Source organism: Flagellimonas oceanensis, from assembly GCF_003992595.1.
GTDB classification, from domain to species: Bacteria; Bacteroidota; Bacteroidia; order Flavobacteriales; family Flavobacteriaceae; genus Flagellimonas; species Flagellimonas oceanensis.
In genome coordinates this window covers 311,198-334,608 of record NZ_RZNA01000052.1, presented here as the reverse complement: position 1 = coordinate 334,608, position 23,411 = coordinate 311,198, and the positions used below count along the sequence as shown (strand labels likewise).

The 23,411-nt window shown below is 42.9% G+C and carries 25 protein-coding genes; 15 read left to right on the top strand and 10 right to left on the bottom strand.

Going from position 1 to position 23,411, the window contains the following annotated elements:
• Positions 1-165: 165 nt before the first annotated feature.
• On the top strand, positions 166-1,227 hold the full coding sequence (locus EO132_RS18870) for a Gfo/Idh/MocA family protein (protein WP_127139356.1): 1,062 nt from the start codon (positions 166-168) through the stop codon (positions 1,225-1,227).
• A gap of 53 nt (positions 1,228-1,280) precedes the next feature.
• Here the strand turns inward: EO132_RS18870 and EO132_RS18865 are convergent, their stop codons facing one another.
• Genes EO132_RS18865 through EO132_RS18855 form a run of 3 tightly spaced genes read right to left on the bottom strand, consistent with a single transcriptional unit; the run spans position 1,281 to position 4,762 of the window.
• Entirely contained in the window at positions 1,281-2,822 is a 1,542-nt protein-coding gene (locus tag EO132_RS18865) for an acyl-CoA carboxylase subunit beta (protein ID WP_127139355.1), read from the bottom strand.
• Between the two features lie 5 nt (positions 2,823-2,827).
• Positions 2,828-4,270 carry an acetyl-CoA carboxylase biotin carboxylase subunit gene (gene accC / locus EO132_RS18860; protein WP_127139354.1) on the bottom strand — a complete coding sequence of 481 codons (1,443 nt, stop codon included), beginning with the start codon at positions 4,268-4,270 and terminating at the stop codon, positions 2,828-2,830.
• A 6-nt stretch (positions 4,271-4,276) separates the two neighbouring features.
• Positions 4,277-4,762, bottom strand: a complete 486-nt coding sequence (locus EO132_RS18855) for an acyl-CoA carboxylase biotin carboxyl carrier protein subunit (RefSeq protein WP_164732387.1) — start codon at positions 4,760-4,762, stop codon at positions 4,277-4,279.
• A gap of 194 nt (positions 4,763-4,956) precedes the next feature.
• Here EO132_RS18855 and udk point away from each other — a divergent pair, with 194 nt between their 5' ends.
• From udk to EO132_RS18800, 11 genes are all read left to right on the top strand, one after another.
• Positions 4,957-5,565 carry a uridine kinase gene (udk, locus tag EO132_RS18850; protein WP_127139352.1) on the top strand — a complete coding sequence of 203 codons (609 nt, stop codon included), beginning with the start codon at positions 4,957-4,959 and terminating at the stop codon, positions 5,563-5,565.
• A 1-nt stretch (position 5,566) separates the two neighbouring features.
• Positions 5,567-5,899, top strand: coding sequence for an FtsB family cell division protein (locus EO132_RS18845; RefSeq protein ID WP_127139351.1), 333 nt, complete (start codon positions 5,567-5,569; stop codon positions 5,897-5,899).
• Positions 5,892-7,277, top strand: a complete 1,386-nt coding sequence (locus EO132_RS18840) for a methylmalonyl-CoA mutase subunit beta (protein WP_127139350.1) — start codon at positions 5,892-5,894, stop codon at positions 7,275-7,277. Before EO132_RS18845 ends, EO132_RS18840 begins: the two co-directional genes overlap by 8 nt.
• Positions 7,270-9,342 (top strand): methylmalonyl-CoA mutase, encoded by a 2,073-nt coding sequence (scpA, locus tag EO132_RS18835; RefSeq protein WP_127139349.1) that lies wholly within the window; start codon positions 7,270-7,272, stop codon positions 9,340-9,342. Before EO132_RS18840 ends, scpA begins: the two co-directional genes overlap by 8 nt.
• A 134-nt stretch (positions 9,343-9,476) precedes the next feature.
• A complete protein-coding gene (locus tag EO132_RS18830; RefSeq protein ID WP_127139348.1) occupies positions 9,477-10,250 on the top strand; it encodes a ParA family protein in 774 nt (257 codons plus the stop codon).
• Positions 10,251-11,156 carry a ParB/RepB/Spo0J family partition protein gene (locus EO132_RS18825; protein WP_127139347.1) on the top strand — a complete coding sequence of 302 codons (906 nt, stop codon included), beginning with the start codon at positions 10,251-10,253 and terminating at the stop codon, positions 11,154-11,156.
• Complete coding sequence (locus EO132_RS18820; protein ID WP_235856513.1) at positions 11,149-11,805, top strand: DUF5683 domain-containing protein; 657 nt, start codon at positions 11,149-11,151, stop codon at positions 11,803-11,805. Before EO132_RS18825 ends, EO132_RS18820 begins: the two co-directional genes overlap by 8 nt.
• Positions 11,806-11,808: 3 nt before the next feature.
• Positions 11,809-12,510 (top strand): 4-hydroxy-tetrahydrodipicolinate reductase, encoded by a 702-nt coding sequence (gene dapB / locus EO132_RS18815; protein ID WP_127139346.1) that lies wholly within the window; start codon positions 11,809-11,811, stop codon positions 12,508-12,510.
• A gap of 49 nt (positions 12,511-12,559) precedes the next feature.
• Positions 12,560-14,299, top strand: a complete 1,740-nt coding sequence (lepB, locus tag EO132_RS18810) for a signal peptidase I (protein ID WP_127139345.1) — start codon at positions 12,560-12,562, stop codon at positions 14,297-14,299.
• 23 nt (positions 14,300-14,322) lie between these two features.
• On the top strand, positions 14,323-14,955 hold the full coding sequence (locus EO132_RS18805; protein ID WP_127139344.1) for a WbqC family protein: 633 nt from the start codon (positions 14,323-14,325) through the stop codon (positions 14,953-14,955).
• Positions 14,948-15,256, top strand: a complete 309-nt coding sequence (locus tag EO132_RS18800) for a DUF6122 family protein (RefSeq protein ID WP_127139343.1) — start codon at positions 14,948-14,950, stop codon at positions 15,254-15,256. Before EO132_RS18805 ends, EO132_RS18800 begins: the two co-directional genes overlap by 8 nt.
• Here EO132_RS18800 and EO132_RS18795 read toward each other — a convergent pair.
• From EO132_RS18795 to EO132_RS18765, 7 genes are all read right to left on the bottom strand, one after another.
• Positions 15,245-16,285 carry an endonuclease/exonuclease/phosphatase family protein gene (locus EO132_RS18795; RefSeq protein ID WP_127139342.1) on the bottom strand — a complete coding sequence of 347 codons (1,041 nt, stop codon included), beginning with the start codon at positions 16,283-16,285 and terminating at the stop codon, positions 15,245-15,247. The genes EO132_RS18800 and EO132_RS18795 overlap by 12 nt on opposite strands.
• Before the next feature lie 3 nt (positions 16,286-16,288).
• The gene (locus EO132_RS18790; RefSeq protein ID WP_127139341.1) at positions 16,289-17,152 is read right to left on the bottom strand and encodes a rhomboid family intramembrane serine protease; all 864 of its coding nucleotides are present in this window, start codon (positions 17,150-17,152) and stop codon (positions 16,289-16,291) included.
• Positions 17,153-17,155: 3 nt separating this feature from the next.
• Positions 17,156-17,890, bottom strand: coding sequence for a rhomboid family intramembrane serine protease (locus tag EO132_RS18785; RefSeq protein ID WP_127139340.1), 735 nt, complete (start codon positions 17,888-17,890; stop codon positions 17,156-17,158).
• Positions 17,891-19,741, bottom strand: coding sequence for a DNA mismatch repair endonuclease MutL (gene mutL, locus EO132_RS18780; protein WP_127139339.1), 1,851 nt, complete (start codon positions 19,739-19,741; stop codon positions 17,891-17,893). It abuts the gene before it with no gap.
• Entirely contained in the window at positions 19,741-20,025 is a 285-nt protein-coding gene (locus tag EO132_RS18775; protein WP_127139338.1) for a riboflavin synthase subunit beta, read from the bottom strand. Before EO132_RS18775 ends, mutL begins: the two co-directional genes overlap by 1 nt.
• Positions 20,026-20,186: 161 nt before the next feature.
• Positions 20,187-20,669, bottom strand: a complete 483-nt coding sequence (gene ribH, locus EO132_RS18770) for a 6,7-dimethyl-8-ribityllumazine synthase (protein WP_127139337.1) — start codon at positions 20,667-20,669, stop codon at positions 20,187-20,189.
• 3 nt (positions 20,670-20,672) lie between these two features.
• A complete protein-coding gene (locus tag EO132_RS18765; protein ID WP_127139336.1) occupies positions 20,673-21,434 on the bottom strand; it encodes a tetratricopeptide repeat protein in 762 nt (253 codons plus the stop codon).
• Positions 21,435-21,561: 127 nt separating this feature from the next.
• Here EO132_RS18765 and recF point away from each other — a divergent pair, with 127 nt between their 5' ends.
• Genes recF through EO132_RS18750 form a run of 3 tightly spaced genes read left to right on the top strand, consistent with a single transcriptional unit; the run spans position 21,562 to position 23,364 of the window.
• Positions 21,562-22,641, top strand: coding sequence for a DNA replication/repair protein RecF (gene recF / locus EO132_RS18760; RefSeq protein WP_127139335.1), 1,080 nt, complete (start codon positions 21,562-21,564; stop codon positions 22,639-22,641).
• Positions 22,642-22,645: 4 nt separating this feature from the next.
• On the top strand, positions 22,646-23,068 hold the full coding sequence (locus tag EO132_RS18755; RefSeq protein ID WP_127139334.1) for a hypothetical protein: 423 nt from the start codon (positions 22,646-22,648) through the stop codon (positions 23,066-23,068).
• Positions 23,068-23,364, top strand: a complete 297-nt coding sequence (locus tag EO132_RS18750; RefSeq protein WP_127139333.1) for a DciA family protein — start codon at positions 23,068-23,070, stop codon at positions 23,362-23,364. The genes EO132_RS18755 and EO132_RS18750 overlap by 1 nt, the downstream gene beginning before the upstream one ends.
• The last annotated feature ends 47 nt before the right edge of the window (positions 23,365-23,411 follow it).

Below are 23,411 nucleotides of genomic sequence, written 5' to 3'. Positions count from 1 at the left end.
AGTCATACCCAATGGATCGGTAAAGCATTTAAGAAAGGTTTAATGTTAAGGCAACACATACAACGTTGTAGTTTAAGATGATGTGAGATTTTCGTAGAAATACCAGCAAAGAATCAGGTCAAAAATCAAGATAACGCTATCTTTAATGTCAAACAAAATGAAGTTATGGGAAGCTTGAAAGTACTGGTAGTGGGTTGTGGAAATATGGGAACCTCGCATGCACGTGCCTATCATCAATTGGATGGATTTGACATCGTGGGATTGGTAAGCCGTGGCGAAAAAAGCAGGGAACGGTTATCGAAAGAATTGGATGATGCCCCAACGTTTTCTAATTATGCGGAAGCACTTAAAACTACCCAACCCGATGTGGTCTCCATCAATACCTATCCGGACACTCACTTTGATTATGTGAAAACGGCCTTGGAAGCCAACGCACATGTTTTTGTGGAAAAGCCTTTGGCCTTGACCGTTAAGGAAGCGCAAGCCTTGGTTGACCTCTCTATAAAAAAAGGTCGAAAAATGGTAGTGGGCTATATTTTAAGGGTACATCCGACCTGGGCAAAATTTACCGAGATGGCCCAAACCTTGGGCAAACCATTGGTCATGCGCATGAACTTGAACCAACAAAGTTCGGGAGAACACTGGTATACCCACAAACAGTTGATGCAATCCATGTCCCCCATTGTGGACTGTGGTGTACACTATGTCGATGTGATGTGTTCCATGACGCGTTCCAAACCTGTCAGCGTCTCTGCCATTGGTGCTCACCTATCAAACGAAGTGGATTCCGATATGTATAATTATGGGCAATTACAGGTACGTTTCGAAGACGGTTCTGTTGGCTGGTACGAAGCAGGTTGGGGCCCCATGATGAGCGAAACTGCATTTTTCATAAAGGATGTCATTGGTCCAAAGGGCTGTGTATCCATCAGTGATGAAGATAAAGGTGCTTCCGATGATGTTGAAGGTCACTCCAAAACAGGAAGCCTAAAACTGCACCACAGCGAACTTGATGCCGACGGACATTTCACAAAAAAAGATGAAATCATCAGCACAGCGGATGAACCCGACCATGATGGGCTCTGTTTATTGGAGCAAGAATATCTGCTGGATGCCATAGTCAACGACCGGGACCTGACCAATCATTTGAATGATGCAGTCAATAGTCTCAAAATCGTTCTTGCCGCGGATGAATCCGTTAAAACCGGAAAAACTGTGATGTTGTAGGCAGAGTGAGGGGCAATTGGCCACTTACCTTTCTTACCTTTCAACCATCTACCTTACAACGGAATATTCCCATGCTTTTTCCAAGGGGTTTGCACCTCTTTTTTCTCCAACATGGCAAATGTTTTCAACAATTTGCTCCGAGTATCTTTGGGCAGAATCACCTCATCGATAAAACCGCGTTTGGCAGCTCGGTATGGATTGGCAAATTTATCTGCATACTCGGCTTCTTTCTCCTTTAATTTGGCCTCTGGGTCATCGGCTGCGGCAATTTCACGTCTAAAGATGATTTCACTGGCACCTTTCGCCCCCATTACGGCAATCTCTGCACTTGGCCATGCAAAATTGAAATCGGCTCCAATGTGCTTGGAGTTCATCACATCGTAAGCTCCACCATAGGCCTTTCGGGTAATTACGGTAACCCTTGGTACGGTAGCCTCACTCAAGGCATAGAGCAATTTGGCACCATGCATGATTATTCCGCTCCATTCTTGATCCGTTCCAGGCAAAAATCCTGGCACATCGACCAACACCAGTAATGGAATGTTGAAGGAATCACAAAAACGGGTAAATCGGGCTGCCTTTCGGGAACTTTTCACCCCCAACACCCCAGCCAAGAACATAGGCTGGTTGGCAATGATTCCGATACTTCGCCCACCCAGCCTAGCAAAACCTGTAATGATGTTTTCGGCATAATCCTTATGAATCTCATAAAACGAATCCCCATCAATAATGCCATTGATCACATCGTGCATATCGTACGGCTTATTGGGATTATCGGGCACTATACCAGATAACTCCTCCCGAGTCTCATCACCGAGATCATAGGGCAATAAAGGTGTGGTTTCCTTATTGTTCTGCGGCAAATAGTCTAGCAACTTTCTAATATCATCCAAACAAGTGGCATCATTCGACGAAGTTCTGTGCGCCACCCCTGATTTCACGGCATGGGTACTTGCTCCCCCCAATTCTTCAGAAGTTACGGTTTCGTTGGTTACCGTTTTTACCACATTGGGCCCCGTAACGAACATATAACTGGTTTCTTCCACCATTACGATGAAATCCGTCATGGCAGGCGAATACACAGCTCCACCAGCGCAAGGTCCCATTATGGCCGAAATTTGAGGAATTACGCCTGACGCTTGTACGTTACGGTAAAAAATATCGGCATAACCACCCAATGATTTCACTCCTTCCTGAATACGGGCCCCACCAGAATCATTAAGTCCGATTACGGGCGCTCCAACCTTCATGGCCAAATCCATAACCTTGCAGATCTTTTCCGCATGGGTCTCGGACAATGCCCCCCCGAAAACGGTAAAATCCTGTGCATACACATACACCAATCTGCCATTTACGGTTCCGTAACCCGTTACCACACCATCACCGTAGTACATTTCCTTGTCCATACCAAAATCGGTGGTACGGTGGGTCACCAAAATGCCCATTTCCTCAAAAGAACCTTCATCCAAAAAGTACAGTACCCTTTCGCGAGCCGTCAATTTTTTCTTTTGATGTTGTTTTTCAATACGTTTTTCGCCTCCGCCCAGATGAGCTTCGGCAATTTTTTCCTGTAATGCTTTTATCTTGGGATCCATAGGATTCAGTTTGAGGGTAATCTTACTATTTTTTTGTCTTCCAGAAATTGATAGAGGGCAACCATGGCGGCAACTTCAGCTTCATTGGCCGTTTGCTCCTTGATTTTTTCGGGAGAATAATACTTCTTTACAAAATGGGTGTCAAAGTTCCCTGACCGGAAAGCATCGTGGGCAAACACAAAACTTCCGAAGGGCAAGGTGGTCTGTACTCCTTTCACTTTATAATTTTGAATGGCATCGAGCATCAACTCAATGGCCTCTTCGCGGGTTTTACCATAGGTAATCAGTTTGGAAAGCATGGGGTCGTAATAAATCGGGATATCCATTCCTTCTCTAAAACCATTATCCACCCGAACTCCCTCGCCGGTCGGCAATTGGTACGTTTCCAAATTCCCCACGCTGGGCAGGAAATCGTTCAACGGGTCTTCGGCATATACTCGAAGTTCCACCGCATGCCCCTTTATGGTTAGTTCCTCCTGTTTCATGGGAATTTCTTCGCCACGGGCCACTTTAATCTGCAATTCCACCAAATCCACTCCAGTGATCAATTCGGTAACGGGATGCTCTACCTGGAGGCGGGTATTCATTTCCAAGAAATAGAAATTATGGTCCGCATCCATTAAAAATTCGACCGTACCAGCTCCGATATAGTCACACGATTTGGCCACTTTGCAAGCAGCAACCCCCATTTCCTCACGCAGTTTGGGCGTTAAAATGGAAGATGGCGCCTCTTCCACCACTTTTTGGTGGCGGCGTTGCACGCTGCATTCCCTTTCAAAGAAATGCAGCACATTTCCGTGGGTATCGGCCATAACTTGCACTTCGATGTGCCTTGGCGAGGTTACGTATTTCTCCACAAAAACGGAACCGTCCCCAAAGGCCGAAGTAGCCTCGCTAATGGCACGCTTCATGCCAGATTCCAATTCCTCTTCCTTTTCCACGATCCGCATTCCTTTACCACCACCACCGGCGGAGGCTTTGATCAGAACGGGGTAACCTACCTCGTTGGCAATTTCATGGGCTTTGGCCACATCTGTAATGGCTTCATCAATACCCGGCACCATGGGAATGTCATAGGCCTTAACGGCTTCCTTGGCCGCCAATTTGCTCCCCATAATCCGAATGGCTTTGGATTTCGGTCCTATAAAAGTGATTCCGCTTTTTTCTACAGCTTCTGCAAAGTCAGCGTTTTCACTCAAAAACCCATAACCTGGATGAATGCCATCCACGTTGCGTTGTTTGGCCACCTCAATGATCTTGTCTCCTTTAAGATAGGATTTATTCGAAGGGGCTTCACCGATACACACTGCTTCATCGGCAAATTGAACGTGAGGGGCATTCCTGTCCGCTTCCGAAAAAACGGCAACCGTTTGAATCCCCATTTTTTTTACGGTCTTCATAACCCTGACCGCGATTTCGCCACGATTGGCGATCAATATTTTTTTCATGGTGTTCTATTGAAATTCAATCAACAATTGTTTTTTGTCAACGGCATCACCTTTAGATACACTGACGCTTTTGATCACCCCGCTACGTGGGGAAGTGATGATGTTCTCCATTTTCATGGCTTCCAGAATCAATAATTGGTCCTCCTCGTTTACCTCCTGTCCTTCTTCAACCAAGATGTCAAGAATCAATCCTGGCATGGGCGCCGAAATGGAATCGATATTTTTTCCTGCATTGACAGCGAAGCCCATTTTTTTGATCAGCTCGTCCAAAGGTGTTTGAATCGAGGTTTGGTATTCACTCCCATTAATGCTAATGGTGTAGGTTCCATTGTTAAAATCGGAATCCAAAATTTTTACGTGGTATGATGCGCCATCCTTTAATAAATGATAAGCGTCATTACCAGTTTTGATCAAATCCAACGAAGAAATAGTGTCCTTGGAAAGTGTAAAGTCAAAGTCTTCCCCAACCTTGACGGAATAAGAATTATCCATATAAGAAGTTTCCATTGGTTAGCTTGATAAATATAAGGTTAATGCATTAGAAATCATACAAAGCTATACCTATTAAGCAGGATTAATTATGACAATGATCATTAATTTCTTTATTATTAATCGCTAATTATGTTGTATCGTTCATAGACAGGAGATGTAATCATTTGTTTATTTTTGATGCCAAAATTTAAACTATGCTGATCTTAGGGATTGCTGGCGGCACAGGGTGCGGAAAAACAACGGTGGTAAACCAAATTGTGGAGCAATTGCCCACGGAGGAAGTAGGTGTGATATCTCAGGATTCCTACTATAATGACCTTTCCCATATGAGTAAAGAGGAAAGGGCCATGGTAAACTTTGACCATCCAAACTCGATAGATTTCGACCTTTTGATCGAGCATATTGGCCAACTAAGGAAGGGAGAAACCGTGGATACGCCGATATATTCCTTTGTCGAGGAAACCCGAATGAAGGAAACTGTTCCCACGGCACCACGCAAAGTAATGATCGTAGAGGGCATCCTGGTACTGAGCAACCCCAAATTGAGGGACATGTTCGATATAAAAATATTTGTGCATGCCGATTCGGATGAACGTTTGATCAGAAGGTTGCAACGTGACACCCAAGAACGCGGACACGATTTAAAAAAGGTGCTGACACGGTACCAAACCGCTGTAAAGCCTATGCACCTTCAATTTATTGAACCATCGAAGGAGTTTGCGGATATTATCATCCCGAACAACCACTATAACACGGTTGCCGTGGATATTGTTAGGACCATCATCAACAATAATCTTTCTTAATATGGGCCTAAAGGAATTGAGAAAAAAGAAATGGTTTAAAATTATGACCAACACCTACATTTTGGTATTGACCATTTTTGTGATTTGGATGGCTTTTTTTGACACCAATTCCCTAATGATTCATTTGGAGCTGGAAAGTGAAATTGATAAGTTGGAAGAAGAAAAAGAATTCCTCCAAGGCGAGATTGCCAAGGACAAAGAAATCTTAGAAAAGATGTCCGATGAAAAGGAACTGGAAAAACTGGCCCGCGAGAAGTATTATATGAAAAAGGACAATGAGGAAATATTCCTTATCGAATATGAAGACAGTCTAAAGAACAAGCAAGATGAGTAACACTAGCTTATTTCAAGAATTCCCCGAAGTTTCCGCCAAACAATGGAAACAAAAGATTCAGGTGGATTTAAAAGGTGCCGATTACAACGAAACCTTGGTCTGGGAATCTTTGGAAGGCATCAATGTCAAGCCTTTTTACAATCAAGAGGACTTAAAAAACAGCCCTAGCTATGCCTTGCCAAAAGACCACGATTGGTCGATTGGACAAGATATTTATGTTGGCGACGAAAAAAAGTCTAATGCAAAAGCCCTCGAAATACTTGAAAAAGGCGTGGAAAGTTTGATTTTCACTATCCCAAACGAAACTACAGGCTTTGAAACCTTGTTCTCTGGAATTGATTTAAAAGAGACGAAGCTCTATTTCAACTTTGAGTTTTTGGCTTTGGAGCCCATCAAAAAATTGGTGGCATTCCTAAAAGACAACAAGGCAAAAGCCTATTTGAATATTGACATCATTGGCCATTTGACCGAAGATGGCAACTGGTATCACAATCTTGAAGATGACCACAAAATATTCACTGAATTGGTTTCACTTGGAACTTCGGATATTTCAATAATCGGAGTAGATGCTTCCCACTATCAAAATGCTGGCACCAATATGGTACAGCAATTGGCATACAGCTTAGCTCACGCCAACGAGTATCTTAACCATATCGTCACTTCGAGTGCAGTCGAGAAGTCTTTTCCCCTTACCTTTAAAGTGGCAGTAGGCAGTAACTATTTTTTTGAAATTGCAAAAATCAAAGCTTTACGATGGCTTTGGGAAAGTTTGGCGTCAGCATATGGTGTACAAAGTGCGTGCAACATCCTAGCGATTCCCTCCAAGCGAAACAAAACCCTTTACGATTACAATGTAAACATGCTCCGAACCACCTCCGAGTGCATGTCTGCAGTATTGGGTGGAGCCGACACGGTCTGCAATCTGCCCTACGATGCCATTTATCATAAAGATAATGAATTCGGGGAGCGTATTGCCCGTAACCAATTGCTTCTTTTAAAAGAAGAAGGCTATTTTACCGAGGCTTCACAAATTTCTGAGGGCGCCTACTATATTGAATCCCTTACCAAACAACTTGCTGAGAAAGCATTAGTTCTCTTCAAGCAGTTGGAAAAAACAGGAGGATACCTGGAAGCACTTAAAAAAGGCACCATCCAGCAAAAAATAAAGGAAAGTGCCAATAAAGAACAGCAACTCTTTGATGAAGGAAAAATAGTTTCTTTGGGCACCAACAAATACCAAAATCCGCAAGATAGGATGAAGGATGACCTGGAGCTCTACCCCTTTGTAAAGCAAAAAGCCCGAAAAACCATCATTGAGCCGATTATAGAAAAAAGATTGGCCGAAGCATCTGAACAAAAAAGATTGAACGATGAGTAGAAAAGACCTTCAACAATTGGAATTGGCTGTCAGGTCGAGCGCAGTCGAGACCCAAAATTACGAGCACGGGAATTTTGCAGCGGGTATCTCGCCATTTCTTCGTGGCCCCTACTCTACCATGTACGTTCGCAGGCCTTGGACCATTCGCCAATATGCAGGATTTTCTACAGCCGAGGAAAGCAATGCGTTTTACCGGAGAAACTTGGAAGCAGGCCAAAAAGGGCTATCAGTAGCCTTTGACCTGCCCACTCACCGTGGCTACGATTCGGACAACGACCGTGTAGTTGGAGATGTGGGCAAAGCTGGTGTTGCCATAGATTCCATCGAGGACATGAAAATTTTGTTCAACGGTATCCCATTGGAGAAAATGTCCGTTTCCATGACCATGAACGGTGCCGTGATTCCCATTATGGCCTTTTATATTGTAGCTGGTTTGGAACAAGGGGTTTCCATGGAGCAGCTTTCAGGAACTATCCAAAACGATATCTTGAAAGAATTCATGGTACGGAATACCTACATCTACCCACCTACGCCTTCCATGCAGATCGTGGCCGATATTTTTGAATTTACCAGTAAACATATGCCGAGGTTCAACAGCATCAGTATTTCCGGATACCACATGCACGAGGCAGGGGCACCCGCATCCATGGAACTCGCCTATACCTTGGCCGATGGCATTGAGTATATTCGAACAGGGATTAAAGCAGGCCTTAAAATTGATGAATTTGCACCACGACTATCCTTTTTCTGGGGTATCGGTATGAATCATTTTGCTGAAATCGCCAAAATGCGCGCAGGGCGAATGCTTTGGGCCAAACTGGTGGAGCAATTCAATCCTTCGAACCCAAAATCCTCCATGCTCCGCACCCACAGTCAGACCAGTGGCTGGAGTTTGACCGAGCAGGATCCTTTCAACAATGTGGCCAGAACCACCATTGAAGCCATGGCGGCAGCCTTTGGAGGCACTCAAAGTCTCCACACCAATGCTTTGGACGAAGCTATTGCTTTGCCCACCGACTTTTCCGCGCGTATTGCGAGAAATACACAAATCTATCTGCAACAGGAAACCCATATCACGAAAACGGTAGATCCCTGGGCTGGCAGCCACAAAGTGGAGCAATTGACACAAGAGATTGCAGAAAATGCCTGGGAACTGATTCAAGAAGTGGAAAAGTTGGGCGGAATGACGAAGGCCATCGAAAAAGGCATTCCAAAAATGCGCATTGAAGAAGCAGCGGCCAAAAAACAAGCACGTATCGATAGTGGACAAGATGTTATCGTTGGAGTGAACAAATACCGGTTGGAGAACGAAGACGACCTTCAAATTTTGGAAGTGGACAATGCCAAGGTACGTAAAAAGCAAATGGCCCGTCTAGATCAAATCCGAAATAGCAGGGATTCACAAAAAGTTGAAGAGGCACTGGAAGCTATCCGTATCGCCTCCAAAAAAGCCACGGAAAACAATGCTGACCGTGGAAATTTATTAGCTTTAGCGGTTGAAGCGGCCAAAGAGCGTGCTACCTTGGGAGAAATCAGCAATGCCATGGAAAGTGCATTCGGTCGCTACAGAGCAAAAATTCAATCCTTTACCGGCGTGTATTCCAAAGAGATCAAGAACGACGAGAGTTTTGCGAAAGCCCGAAAGCTTGCCGACACCTTTGCTGAGCAAGAAGGCCGAAGACCCCGTATTATGGTGGCCAAAATGGGTCAAGATGGACATGATCGTGGTGCTAAAGTAGTAGCCACGGGATATGCGGACCTCGGTTTTGATGTGGATATAGGCCCATTGTTCCAAACCCCTGCCGAAGTGGCCAAGCAAGCAGTTGAAAACGACGTCCATGTATTGGGGATTTCATCACTGGCAGGAGGTCACAAAACCTTGGTTCCTGAAGTGGTCCAAGAACTTAAAAAATACGGTCGCGAAGACATCATGGTCATTGTGGGAGGCGTGATTCCAAAACAGGATTACAAGCACTTGTTGGACAATGGAGCTGTTGCCGTATTTGGCCCAGGTACCAAAATCGCGGATGCTGCCACGGAAATTCTGAACATCCTTTTGGATTAGAATCCGCAATAGTCTAGCAAGTAAAAGTTTAACTTTATTTAACGCGGAATAGCAGGTTTATTTACCACCTGTTAACAAATTACATTTTATCGCATCCTAAATAATCGTATTTTTAGCACCTAACTTACTATGAAATGGGCAAGATTATTGCAATAGCAAACCAAAAGGGCGGTGTAGGAAAAACCACCACAACGGTAAACCTTGCAGCCTCTTTAGGTGTATTGGAAAAAAAAGTACTACTCATTGACGCCGATCCCCAGGCCAATGCCACATCTGGATTGGGTATTGATGTTGATTCCGTGGAAAACGGAACGTATCAGCTCTTGGAACACACCATGACTGTGGAAGAAGTAACCATCCCTACGGATTCCCCCAATGTGGATTTAGTTCCCGCACACATCGACCTTGTTGCCATCGAAATCGAATTGGTGGATAAGGACAACAGGGAATACATGATGAAGAACGCATTGAAGAATTTGGGCGATAAGTATGATTTTGTACTAATAGATTGTGCCCCTTCGCTCGGGTTGCTTACCCTGAATGCACTTACTGCAGCAGATTCCGTAATGATACCCATACAATGTGAATATTTTGCCCTGGAAGGTCTTGGTAAACTATTGAACACCGTAAAAAGTGTACAAAAAATACACAACAACGATTTGGACATCGAGGGAATGTTGTTGACCATGTACGATTCCAGGTTGCGACTTTCCAACCAAGTGGTTGAAGAAGTGAAAAAGCACTTCGCGGATATGGTCTTTGACACCATCATCCAACGAAACGTTAGGCTGAGCGAGGCCCCAAGTTATGGCGAGAGTATCATAAAATATGATGCTAGCAGTAAAGGTGCCTCCAATTATCTTAACTTAGCCAACGAGATTTTGAAGAAAAACAAGGAGAAAGTTTAGATGGCGAAAGCAACAAAAAAACAGGCGTTGGGAAGAGGCCTGTCCGCTCTATTGAATGATCCAGAGAATGATATCAAGTCAGTTTCGGATAAAAATGCGGACAAGGTTATTGGTAATGTAGTGGAATTGGATATCAATTCCATTGAAGTCAACCCTTTTCAGCCACGTTCCAATTTTAACGACGAAACCCTTGAAGAACTGGCCAGTTCCATTCGTGAACTTGGCATAATACAACCTATTACAGTAAGAAAACTGGATTTCAACAAATTCCAGTTGGTCTCTGGGGAACGTAGATTCCGCGCATCCAAATTAGTGGGGTTGGAAACCATTCCAGCCTACATCCGTATCGCCAACGACCAAGAATCCCTGGAAATGGCCTTGGTGGAGAATATCCAAAGACAGGATCTTGACCCCATTGAAATCGCACTCTCCTACCAACGACTGATAGACGAGATTGAAATCACACAAGAAAAGTTGAGTGACCGTGTTGGAAAAAAACGCTCGACCATTACCAATTATCTGAGGTTATTGAAATTGGACCCCATTATCCAAACGGGAATGCGCGACGGATTCATCAGTATGGGGCATGGTAGGGCCCTTATCAACATCGATAAGAAAAAAGAACAGATTGCCATCTATGAAAAAGTTGTTTCCGACGGACTATCGGTAAGAGCTACGGAGCAATTGGTAAAAGCTCATAAGGAGCCTAAAGGTTCAGGTGCCGAAAAGAAAAAAAGCACTCCCAATGTGCCTGATTTTGTTTCCAACAGCTTGGACTCCATCAAAGAGCGTCTTGCTACCAAAGTGGACGTGACCACATCCAAAAACGGAAAAGGTAAAATTGTGATACCCTTCCATTCCGAGGAAGACTTTAAGCGTATCAAAAAATTGTTGACTGGTGAATAAAAACCTCCTTTTATTGCTCTTTGCCTTTTTGTTGTTTCAGTCAGGATTCTCTCAGGAAGAAGAGGAAAATGATAAAAAAGAACAGCCCCAGCAGACCAAAGAGGTAGATTCCATTGCTCAAAATATGGAAGGGGAAGGTGTAACTTTTGAAGAAGTCACCAAACAAAAAGACATTAACCCCCTTGCCCCGAGTAAGGCTGCATTTTATTCGGCAATTCTCCCTGGTCTGGGACAGATTTACAACAAACGTTACTGGAAGGCCCCTATTGTTTGGGGAGCCATTGGCACAGGTATTTATGTGTACTCCTACAACAATACTGAGTACCGCAGGGCAAGAAATGCTTTTAAACGCCGACTTGCTGGTTTTGAGGATGATGAATTTTGGGATTTGAACGGAGATGGCAACGGTCCCGATCTAACTTCCGAAGCACTACAGGAAGCACAGGAAAACACGCAGAGGGACAGGGATTTGGCCTTGGTAATCACCATTGCACTTTACGCCTTGAATATTATCGATGCCAATGTGGATTCACACCTACAACAGTATAATGTCAGTGATGATTTGGCCGTTGATTTCAACCCTTACCTGGATATTAATCCTTTTACCAATGAGCCAAACTACGGTATGGCCATGGTCATAAAATTTTAATGTATGAAGATTGGTCTGTTTGGATATGGCAAAATGGGAAAGATGATCGAGCAAATTGCTCAGGATAGAGGCCATTCCATAGTAGCGAAGATTGACGACCCCTCGCAAGACGTAAATTATGATTCAATGGATGTTGCCATTGATTTTAGCACACCCGAAGCTGCTTTTGACAATATCACCAATTGCTTTAAGAACAATGTGCCCGTGATCAGTGGCACTACAGGTTGGTTGGATAGGTTTGAAGAAGCTATCAAAATTTGTGACGAGCATAAAAGTGCATTTATCTATGCCTCCAACTTTAGTTTGGGCGTGAATATCTTTTTTGAGCTCAATAAACATCTTGCCAAAATGATGGGTGAATTAGATCAATATAAGGTTTCCATGGAGGAGATACATCACACCCAAAAATTGGATGCCCCGAGCGGAACGGCCATTACTTTGGCCGAAGACATTATTGAAAACACTTCCTATCAAGACTGGAAGTTGGATGAATCTGGCGATAAAACAATTTCCATAAATTCCGTAAGGGAAGGCATGGTTCCCGGTACCCACAGCATTGCCTACAAGAGTTCCGTGGACACCATCGAAATAAAACACGAAGCACATAACAGGGAAGGTTTTGCACTTGGGGCAGTGATCGCATCGGAATGGATACAGGGGAAAACCGGCGTCTTTTCCATGAAGGATGTGTTAAACCTTAGCTAAAAACGTAACAGAAACATAGACCCAGAGTCTAACAAAGAAACTTTTTTATATGGACGGTATTCAATGGATTATCTTCATCCTGATCATTCAGGTCATCCATTTCTTGGGAACTTGGAAACTCTACGTTAAGGCGGGCAGAAAAGCATGGGAAGCTGCCATACCCGTTTACAATGGTATCGTTTTGATGAAAATCATCAATAGACCATGGTGGTGGGTTATTTTATTGTTTATTCCCATTATCAATTTATTGATGTTCCCAGTGGTTTGGGTGGAAACCATCCGAAGTTTTGGAAAAAATTCCCTTGTGGACACTTGGTTGGTCATCCTTACCCTTGGTTTTTATATCTATTACATCAATTACGCTGAAGATGTTCAATATATTGAAGACCGCAGCCTTAAACCAAATACTGGATTGGGCGAATGGGTTAGTTCCATTGTATTCGCCATTGTGGCCGCGACCTTTGTCCACACCTATTTCATTCAGCCATATGTAATTCCCACTGGATCCCTTGAGCGCACCCTACGGGTAGGCGATTTCCTGTTTGTAAGCAAGTTTCACTACGGCGCCCGGGTTCCTATGACCACTTTGGCCGCACCAATGGTCCACGATACGCTTCCTGTTCTTAAAACAAGGTCCTATTTGGCCGATGTTGACCCTGAAACCTACAAGACTTCTTGGATCAACAAACTGCAATTGCCCTATATGCGATTGCCTGGGTTTGAGAAAGTCAAGAAAAATGATATTGTGGTCTTCAGCCTGCCTGCAGATACTCTGTATCAGTTTTTTAAAGCGCAAAAGGCCGTAATAAAACCGATTGACAAAAAATCCAATTACGTAAAACGGTGTGTGGGCACACCCGGGGATTCCTTGGAAGTCATCAACGGCTATGTCTACATCAATGGCGAGGAACTTCAACTGTCTGACAGGGCAAAGCCGATGTATGTGTATGATATATATGCAAAAAATGGGGTTTCCAGTAGATTTTTGGAAGAAGTTGACGCATCCGATTATGTTCGCAAATATATTGCAACCAATATCAGCGAAGCCCAATATAATGCATTAGCACCTTTTATTTCTGGGGGAAGACCCACCGAGGATGGAAAAATTGAATTGTATACGCAGGAAAATGGCATCCCAACTGATGTCATCCGTCAATTACGACTTTCTTTGACTGAGGAAAAGCCTCGCTCCCGTATGGCCAACTTAACCCATGAAATGGTCTCGGCACTCAGAAATAATCCCGCTATTGATTCCGTGGTACAGACCATAGAACCTAAAGGAATGTATGGCGGAGCTTTTCCACAAAAGCCCGATTTATACCCTTGGAACAATGATAACTTTGGACCGATCTATATTCCCAAGGAAGGAACCACTGTTGAAATCAATTCCAGAACCATTCCGTTGTACAAAAAAATCATTCGGGATTATGAATACAACGATGTGAAGATTACCGGCAACAAAGTGCTCATAAATGGGAAAGAAGCTGATTCGTATACCTTTAAACAGGACTATTATTGGATGATGGGGGACAATCGCGACCACTCTGAAGATAGTAGGACTTGGGGTTATGTGCCCGCTGACCATATTGTGGGGAAACCCGTGTTCCTTTGGATGAGTTTTGACAACTTTAGGCAAGGTATCGCCAATTGGAGGGTACGTTGGGACCGCGTATTCACTACCGTTGGAGGAAGCGGCGAACCCGTATCTTATTTCTGGTACTTCATCGCCCTCTTGGCCGCTTGGTTCATTTTTGACTTCTTCCGAAAGCGAAAGAAGAAGAAAGCATAGGTAATTTTTAATCAGTTTGTTCTTTGAAAATTCTTACCCATCCAACATATTTTCCAAGTATTCCCACTTTTGCGGCCATTGTCCAGCATGAGGTAATCTGGGAGGCTAAAGATAATTTTCAGAAGCAGACCTACCGAAACCGCTGTTATATTTCAACGGATAAAGGCAAGCACATGCTCAACATTCCCATAAAACATGTGGGAGGCAACGAAGGGCGTCAAAAATATGCCGATGTATCCACAGAGAACAGTTATAATTGGAAAAAAGAGCATTGGCGCACCTTGGAAACAGCATATCGCACCTCTCCCTTTTTTGAGTTTTATGAGTATGAACTTAGACCGCTGTACGAAGGAGACGATGATTCCTTATTTGACTTCAATTTAAAAACCATTAAAGCCGTCGCCGATTGTATTGGAATAGAAATTCCAACCCAAAAAACCGAGACATACGAAGTTGAGCCGACCCACTATTTTGACGCCCGCTTTCTGGTGGAGGCCAAAAAAGAAAAGGATTGGAATAGCCCACCTTATGTGCAGGTTTTTGAGGAAAGACACGGGTTTATACCCAATTTAAGTGTATTGGACCTATTGTTCAACGAAGGTACCAACACACTCAACTATCTGAAAAGCCTATCTTTGGATTTAAAACATGCTTAGGCACCTACTCCATTACGGCATACATTTTTTGGTTCCTATTTTGATAGCCTTTTGGTTCTTTAAGGATAAAAGCATCAAAGTGGCGCTCATACTGTTGGCCGGAATCATCATCGACATAGACCATCTATGGGCCACACCACTCTACGACCCAAATCGGTGCAGTGTTGGATTTCATGCACTCCATAGCTATTGGGCGATTGCCTTTTATTGTGTATTACCTTTTTTTAAAACGACACGGGTAATCGGGTTCGCCTTGATCATCCACATTTTTGCGGACATCTTGGATTGTTTACTGATGTGAATTCAAGCGTAATGTAGCCATTACCGGATAGTGATCGGACAGGCGTTCATCAAAATTTTGATGGGACAATACTTCAAACTTTGGGTCAGCTAAGATATAATCAATGCGCAGGGGGATTTTCCAGAGATCATATGTTCTTCCAAAACCAGTGCCCTCTTCTAGAAAAGTATCCTGCAAATCTCCTTTTACAATTTTATAGACATTGGAAAATTGCGTGTTGTTAAAATCGCCACAAACAATGTTAGTGTACGGACTTTTTTCCAAATGATCTTTTAAGATTTCAGCTTGTTCCAATTGTATGGAAAAAGTACCGACCAATCTTTTATAGGTTCTTTCTGATTTTTCGCCATCTGAAAAATTATCCGTGCTCGGCACAATATTAAAGGACTGTAAATGGACATTATAAACCCTAAGCGTATCATTTTTAAAAACAATATCAGCATAGATAACATTGTTGATTGTTCCTGGGAAATCCAAAGATCCATTACCAACAATGGGGTATTTGGAGAATATGGCCTGTATTGTCCTTGGCACTGAATATGGGGTCTCACTTCGGTAAGGATACTGTTGGAATTGTCTATAACGTATCCTGTTATGTTCCTGTATGCAAAGGATAGAAGGGTCTTGAGATTTTATTAATTCCACTATACTGTCCCCAACCCCTGGTTTTTTTATCCATCCGTTTTTATTAAACCCCCAAGCATTATAGGACATAATTTTCAAATCGGATATGCTCTTTTCTTCTGGTTCATCACTACCATCAAAACCATAGAAGGGTCCAAACATCAAATACCCTAAAAGAATCGCAGTAAATGACAATAAGAATTTCCTTTTGAACCTTAATAGCCAATACAGCAGGAAAACGATGTTCAATGCAAATAGGAAAGGTACCACGAGGCTCAAAACGGAAAGAGTAGAAAGAAACCGGAACGGCACATATGAAATCACCCCTGTGAGAATCAGCAGGAATGCAGCCAATATATTAACGGCAAAAACCATCTTGTCCCATGTCGAGGTCGATTTTTTCACTTTCTAGTCTTCCTTACCCGCCTTAAACAAAAAGTCCTTTTCCTCTTTGGACAAGCTCTCATAACCAGATTTACTGATTTTATCCAAAATGGTGTCTATGCGTTTTTGTTTGGCCTGTTTATCATAATCCGCTTTACTGTTCGAGGCAGCTTTTTTCTTGTAGACCGTTTTCATTGGAGCCTTTTTTTCCTTGGGTTTGAAAAGGTCCACAATGGCATTTCTTAATTTAGTGAAGCCCGAACCAATATCATTGCCTTTAAACAACTGACGGGCGTACATATATCCTAAAAAGGCACCGCCCAAGTGCGCCATACCTCCTCCGATATTGTCTCCCATACCTATCAGCACTAAATCCTTTACCACCAAAGCAACCCCAATATACCACAGTTTTATATTGAAGAAAATCACTCGAACTTCTTGGTTGGGGATATAGGTGCAAACAAAAATGAGCACCGCATTCACTCCAGCGGATGCCCCAATCAAGGCTGTATTGGAGTTGACCAAAGTTGGGAATATGTTATAGCTGAGCAAAAACACCAGTCCACCCAACATCAACCCTAAAAAGTAAACGTTGATGAACCGTTGGGAATCAAAAAGGTTTAAGAATATTCTACTCGCAAAGTAAAGCACCAGCATATTCCAGAAAATATGGCCGAATCCTGCATGGAAAAACGAATAGGTAACCAACGACCATGGTTGGGCCAGAAACTCAAAAAAATCCTTGGGCAAATGGAACCAACGGGAAAACGACTTTCCGAACAATGCCCCAGAGAGTCCATCAATCAAAAAAATAAGCACATTGATGGCAATCAGTTTTTCAGCGACACTAAGCCGTTCAAATTGATATCGAAGTCCTCCGTTCATCATAAATTAATCCCACCGATTATTGTTAAACTGGTTCTTTTTCCAGTACCACATCATTATAAATCCAATCAATGCCCCACCGATGTGCGCAAAATGTGCCACTCCTGTATTCACGTTTCCAATTCCAAAAATCAAATCCACCGCAATTAAAATGGGCACAAAATACTTCGCCTTAATGGGTACGGGCAAAAATATGAGCATCAATTTCGCTTCCGAATACATAAAGGCAAAAGCCACCAAAATACCATAGATAGCTCCGGATGCTCCTACCGCAGGGGTATTAAATGCCGTCAACATACTGTCTATTGTTCCTTTTCCTGCAATATCGTACCAACCGGGACTATACTGTCCATTCGCCAAAATATCCAAAACCTGCGTACGGGCAATACCTGCTCCTTCCAAAGCACTCATTCCTTCGTTGAAAAGAAAATAATTGACACCTGTATGCAAGGCAGCCGACCCTAAACCTGCAGAAAAGTAGAAAAATAGGAATTTGTTCTTTCCCCAAATACGTTCCAATGGCGTACCAAAGGCCCATAAGGCATACATATTGAACAGAATATGCATGAAATTCCCATGCATAAACATATGGGAAACGACCTGCCACCATTCGAAATTTGGATTTTTGGGAAACCAGAGCGACATCCACTGGTACATTTGATCTCCATATAATTGTGTGGCAAAAAACAAGATCACGTTAATGATCAATATATGCTTTACTGCCTCGGTCATTCTACCCATTTAGTTGAATTTTTTATCAATATCCCCTTCGGAGATTATGGTATATGTTATTTTTTGAAAAGGGCTCAAGTTAGGTTCCTTGCATGCAAAAAGATTGTTGACCAACATAAGCTGTGACTCCGAATCCAAAACGTCCCCAGTTCTCACGGCAAGGTTCCTGCTCAGTGCCTTGGCAAGCATTTCGGCCTGCGAAATAGAACCATCGGCATACCCTTCCATATAATCAGCAATCAAGCGATCCAATACCGTGCCAATCCCGCTTTCGGGAACCATCATGGGTACGCCTGTCACTTTTACAGTTTCTTCCTCCAAGCTTTCAAATACAAAACCTATGTTTGTCAGGCTTTCTTGTATTTCCTTGAGCACGGTCAGTTCTTGTTTGTTGAAAGTAAGTTCCAAAGGAAAGAGCAGCTGCTGGCTCACTCCTTCCTTTACGGTAATCTCTCCCAAAAACTTTTCAAAAAGAATGCGTTCGTGGGCCCTATTTTGATGGATGACCAACATCCCCGACTTAACGGTACTCACCACAAATTTGCGCCGTAATTGAAACGTACTGGCCAAATGCTCTTCAACTCCTTCGCCTGAATACAAAGTGCCCTGTTCTTCGCTTTCGGACTCAATGACCACACTACTAAACTCCTGCTGATTATTCTGATTGCCAAGACCTTCATACAAATCTTCCCAACCCTTTGTGCTTTGTTTACGGTAATTACTGCTCGAACCGCTTTTTTTGGTTGCTGTTTCTTCGAATGGGTTAAACGTAGCATCCACGGTAACCTTGGGGATTACAGCCCCTTTCTCTTTGTAGGAATAAGGGGTGTCCAAGTTCGGGTCATGGTCAAAATCCAGCACAGGAGCTACATTGAACTGGCCCAAGCTATGCTTTATCGTGGAGCGTAAAATAGCGTAGAGCGTATTTTCGTCATCGAATTTCACCTCGGTTTTGGTTGGATGAATATTGATATCGATGGAGGATGGGTCCACATCCAAAAACAGAAAATAGCCCGGATAGGTATCCGATTTGATTAATCCTTCAAAGGCCGCAACTACGGCATGATGCAAATACGGACTTTTGATATATCTGTTATTGGCAAAAAAGAATTGCTCTCCCCTGCTTTTTTTGGCAAACTCGGGCTTACAGATAAAACCAGAAATTTTTACCACTTCGGTCTCTTCGTTGACCGGAACCAGACGGTGTTCCATTTTACTCCCGAAAATGTGTACAATTCGTTGACGGTGTTTTGTACTGGGCAGGTTGAATATCTCCGAACCATTGTTGTAAAAGTGAAACTCAATATTCGGATGCACCATGGCCACACGATGAAACTCGTCGGTGATATGGCGAAGCTCTACTTGGTTGGACTTTAAGAAATTACGTCTTGCAGGAATATTGAAGAATAGGTTTTTTACGGATATGGAAGTTCCCTTTGGAGTGGCCACCACTTCTTGGGATACAATTTTACTTCCCTCAATTTTTAAATGGGTCCCTACCTCGTTGTCTGCCGTGCGCGTTTGCATGTCCACATGGGCAATGGCCGCAATGGAGGCCAAAGCCTCTCCACGGAAACCTTTGGTTTCCAAATTGAACAGGTCTTGTGCGGATGATATTTTGGAGGTGGCATGACGTTCAAAGGACAAACGAGCATCCGTTTCGCTCATGCCCACGCCATCGTCGACCACTTGGATTAGGGTTTTGCCCCCATCCTTAATGATCAACTTTATGGAACTAGCACCTGCATCGATGGCATTTTCCATCAGTTCCTTTACTACGGAAGCGGGCCGTTGGACCACCTCCCCTGCTGCTATCTGATTAGCGACATGGTCTGGTAAAAGTTTAATGATGTCCGCCATTATGGATTCAGGAATATTGATAAATCAAAATCGATGATAAACAGGAACAGCAGCACCAAAACAGCCACGATAATCCAAAAACGGAGTTTTAAATTTTTATCGCCTTCGGTCTGAAGATCATCCATCGCCGAGGTAATCTTGTTCTTAAGCCCTTTATTAGAATGCGCTGTAGTCCTAAATTGATCTAGTTTGTGTTCAATTTTATAAGGATTCCCCTCTCCCTTGTAATATCTAGGGGAGTAATCGAAGCTCTTGTTTTTCCTAAGTTTTAAAGGGTTCCGCATGATATCCTTATCGCTGTAACCTCAAAGGTACTCAAAATAGAAAAAAGGGGTTGGGAGATCATCCCAAAAAATGTTAACAACCCATTTATGGATTGTTGGATTGTAAGAATAACTCAATTTGAACTTGTGCCGAAGATTGAGCTTTATTTAGTTACGTGGGCTTACTTTCCCAACACAGCCATTTGTATGGCGACGATGGCAGCCTCGGTCCCCTTATTGCCGTGTTTGCCCCCGCTCCTAGCTCTAGATTGTTCGATGTTATCATCTGTCAGTACACAAAAAATCACAGGAACATCATAGGCGACGTTCAAGTCCTTGATGCCCTGGGCCGTTGCACTGCATACAAAATCAAAGTGACTGGTTTCCCCACGGATAACACTACCGATAGCCACAATAGCATCGACTTTTTCCGTTTGAATCATTTTTTTGCAACCGAAAGTCAGTTCAAAACTGCCCGGAACGTCCCATCGAATCAAATTTTCGGGGAGTGTCCCACAATCCAGCAGCGCATCTTCCGCACCTTGATACAGGGCTTCGGTTATTTCGTCGTTCCATTCAGAAACAACAATCCCAAACCGAAGATTCTTCGCGTTTGGGATTTTGCTTTTATCGTAAACGGATAAGTTTTTGTTCTCTGTGGCCATGTTCTAATTTTGCGCCAATCCGATAAGGGCGTCAATACCGTTGGCTTCCTGAGAGTTAGGGTACTCCTCTTTGATTCGTTCAAAGTAACCCAAAGCTTTGCTTTTTTCGCCAAGGTTCAAAGCAACCACACCTGCTTTGTGCAAATATCGTGGTGCCGTAAACTCATTATCACTATGTGCAATGGCTTTTTCGTAGTAATCCAAAGCGTCTTCAGGTTGGTTCAACTGAGAGAAAGCATCTCCGATTCCCCCTTTAGCCATAGCCCCCATAATATCATCATCGGAAGAAAAATCTTCCAGATAAGAAACTGCCTGATCATATTGCTTCAGGTTCAAATACGTCATACCAGCGGAATACTTGGCCAAGTTGGCTGCTTTGGTACCACTGTACTCCTCGATAATATCCAAGAAACCATATTTACCTTGGGCTCCATTCAAAGCCAAAGTAAACAATGAATCCTTCTCGGTTTCGCTTGCCAAAGCTTGATCAAAATATTGTTGTGGATAGAAAAGTTCGTTTGCAGCGGAAGCTTCTTTCGGGTTTTGAATGAACTGGTGGTATCCCAAATAGGCCAAAACACCTACAGCGATAACTCCAATAACGCCCAAAATGTAGTTTTGGTTCTTCTGAACCCACTCCTCGGTCTTGGAGGCACCCTCGTCCAAAGTATTGAAAACTTCAGCTGTTGTACTGTCGTGTTCCTCTATCTGAGCTTCTTCCTCTTTATTTTTTGGCTTAAAGCCTCTCTTCTTGTATGTTGCCATCCGTCATTTAATTGGTCGCGCAAAAATAAAGTTTTTATCCAAAACCAAAAGGTAATTTATTCGTTATTTTTGGATTCCCTTTTTTAAAGGGCCACCTTTTAATTCCAAACCGTTTCTCTAATTTTTTATGTTTTTAAGGCATTTATCTTTAGTCAATTACAAAAACTTTGATTCCAAGACCTTGGAATTCGATCCTGTGATCAACTGTTTGGTGGGCGATAACGGGGTAGGAAAGACCAACGTTTTGGACTCCATTTACCACTTGTGCTTTGGCAAAAGTTACTTTAACCCCGTGTCCACACAAAACATAAAACACGGCACCGATTTTTTTGTGGTCGAAGGGGAGTTTGAGAAAAACGAAAGAACAGAAAAAATACTGTGTTCCTTTAAAAAAGGCACCAAAAAAGTAATCAAGCGCAACGGAAAGCCATACGAAAAGTTTTCCGAGCACATTGGTTTTTTGCCCTTGGTCATCATTTCACCGTCAGATCGTGATTTAATACTAGAAGGTAGCGATACCCGCAGAAAATTTATGGATGGTGTTATCTCGCAATCGGACAAGGTGTATCTGCAAAACCTCATCAAATACAACAAGGTAGTATCGCAACGGAACTCTCTTTTAAAGTATTTCGTGGCGAATCGAACTTTTGATTCAGACACCTTGAGCATTTACAACGAACAGATGAACACCTTGGGAACGGCAATCCATCAAAAAAGAGTGGAGTTCATTGATTCTTTCCTCCCTATTTTCAAGGAGCAGTATCACAACATTTCCGAAAAAGATGAGCAAATCGATCTCTCCTATGAAAGTCAATTGAGCGACGACAATCTATTGAACCTTTTGAAAAACAATGTCGAGAAAGACCGTGCCCTTCAATATACCTCAGTTGGTGTTCACAAGGACGATCTGAGCTTTACGATTGCCGGCCATCCGATTAAAAAATTTGGGAGCCAAGGTCAACAAAAATCATTTTTGATTGCTTTGAAATTGGCACAATTCCACTTTATCAAGCAATTGGCGGACACCACTCCCATTTTATTGTTGGATGATATTTTTGACAAACTGGACGAGAATAGGGTATCCCATATTGTAGGTTTGGTCAAGGATGACAATTTTGGTCAAATCTTTATTAGTGACACACATGCCGACCGAACCGAAAATGTGGTCAAGAACATCCATCAGAGTTATAAAATATTTACCTTGTAGCATCATGAAGCAAATACTTCCCATTTTATTGATCGTATTGTTCTGGAGCTGTAATGATTCATCCATAAATCAAAAGGATTTGCATCACTTGAACGGTTATTGGGAGATATCGGAGGTAGAATTCCCTGATGGTTCCATCAAGGAATATGGTATGAACACGAGTATCGATTTTATTCAATTGCAAGAAGACAAAGGGTACCGAAAAAAGATGAAACCCCAATTTGATGGCTCGTACGACACCTCTAAAGACGTGGAGGATTTTGAAGTATCGCACGTCAATGAAACCTTTACCCTTCGTTATAAAAATGAGTTCAGCGAATGGGAGGAAAAACTGGTCCAATTGGATTCAGTTTCTTTTTCAGTCATCAACCAAGAAGGCGTTACTTACAAATACAAGCGTTTTGAACCCATAAAAATACCGCAGTAATGGCCAAACGACATAGTTCCCACATCCCATTGAGTGAAGCCTTGAGCGAATTCATCCAGGAAAACAAGCTGCAAAAAGGCATGGACAAAGTTGATGCCCGAGAGGCTTGGGTTAAATTGATGGGCAATGGGGTAAACAACTACACATCGGCCGTTGAACTTAAAAATGAGACGCTCTACGTATCGCTCTCCTCTTCGGTATTGCGGGAGGAATTGAGTTTGGGAAAAACCAAGATCATTAAAATGATCAATGAAGAACTGGGCAAGGAGCTGGTAAAGAAATTGGTGTTGCGTTAATAAAAGAGGAAATAAAAAAACCACCCAAAAGGTGGCTTTGAACAAAA

Coding starts and splice junctions, on each gene's coding strand:
- EO132_RS18870 (WP_127139356.1), top strand. CDS start 166: ATGGGAAGCTTGAAAGTACTGGTAGTGGGTTGTGGAAATATGGGAACC.
- EO132_RS18865 (WP_127139355.1), bottom strand. CDS start 2,822: ATGGATCCCAAGATAAAAGCATTACAGGAAAAAATTGCCGAAGCTCAT.
- accC (WP_127139354.1), bottom strand. CDS start 4,270: ATGAAAAAAATATTGATCGCCAATCGTGGCGAAATCGCGGTCAGGGTT.
- EO132_RS18855 (WP_164732387.1), bottom strand. CDS start 4,762: ATGGATAATTCTTATTCCGTCAAGGTTGGGGAAGACTTTGACTTTACA.
- udk (WP_127139352.1), top strand. CDS start 4,957: ATGCTGATCTTAGGGATTGCTGGCGGCACAGGGTGCGGAAAAACAACG.
- EO132_RS18845 (WP_127139351.1), top strand. CDS start 5,567: ATGGGCCTAAAGGAATTGAGAAAAAAGAAATGGTTTAAAATTATGACC.
- EO132_RS18840 (WP_127139350.1), top strand. CDS start 5,892: ATGAGTAACACTAGCTTATTTCAAGAATTCCCCGAAGTTTCCGCCAAA.
- scpA (WP_127139349.1), top strand. CDS start 7,270: ATGAGTAGAAAAGACCTTCAACAATTGGAATTGGCTGTCAGGTCGAGC.
- EO132_RS18830 (WP_127139348.1), top strand. CDS start 9,477: ATGGGCAAGATTATTGCAATAGCAAACCAAAAGGGCGGTGTAGGAAAA.
- EO132_RS18825 (WP_127139347.1), top strand. CDS start 10,251: ATGGCGAAAGCAACAAAAAAACAGGCGTTGGGAAGAGGCCTGTCCGCT.
- dapB (WP_127139346.1), top strand. CDS start 11,809: ATGAAGATTGGTCTGTTTGGATATGGCAAAATGGGAAAGATGATCGAG.
- lepB (WP_127139345.1), top strand. CDS start 12,560: ATGGACGGTATTCAATGGATTATCTTCATCCTGATCATTCAGGTCATC.
- EO132_RS18800 (WP_127139343.1), top strand. CDS start 14,948: ATGCTTAGGCACCTACTCCATTACGGCATACATTTTTTGGTTCCTATT.
- EO132_RS18790 (WP_127139341.1), bottom strand. CDS start 17,152: ATGATGAACGGAGGACTTCGATATCAATTTGAACGGCTTAGTGTCGCT.
- EO132_RS18785 (WP_127139340.1), bottom strand. CDS start 17,890: ATGGGTAGAATGACCGAGGCAGTAAAGCATATATTGATCATTAACGTG.
- mutL (WP_127139339.1), bottom strand. CDS start 19,741: ATGGCGGACATCATTAAACTTTTACCAGACCATGTCGCTAATCAGATA.
- EO132_RS18775 (WP_127139338.1), bottom strand. CDS start 20,025: ATGCGGAACCCTTTAAAACTTAGGAAAAACAAGAGCTTCGATTACTCC.
- ribH (WP_127139337.1), bottom strand. CDS start 20,669: ATGGCCACAGAGAACAAAAACTTATCCGTTTACGATAAAAGCAAAATC.
- EO132_RS18765 (WP_127139336.1), bottom strand. CDS start 21,434: ATGGCAACATACAAGAAGAGAGGCTTTAAGCCAAAAAATAAAGAGGAA.
- recF (WP_127139335.1), top strand. CDS start 21,562: ATGTTTTTAAGGCATTTATCTTTAGTCAATTACAAAAACTTTGATTCC.
- EO132_RS18755 (WP_127139334.1), top strand. CDS start 22,646: ATGAAGCAAATACTTCCCATTTTATTGATCGTATTGTTCTGGAGCTGT.
- EO132_RS18750 (WP_127139333.1), top strand. CDS start 23,068: ATGGCCAAACGACATAGTTCCCACATCCCATTGAGTGAAGCCTTGAGC.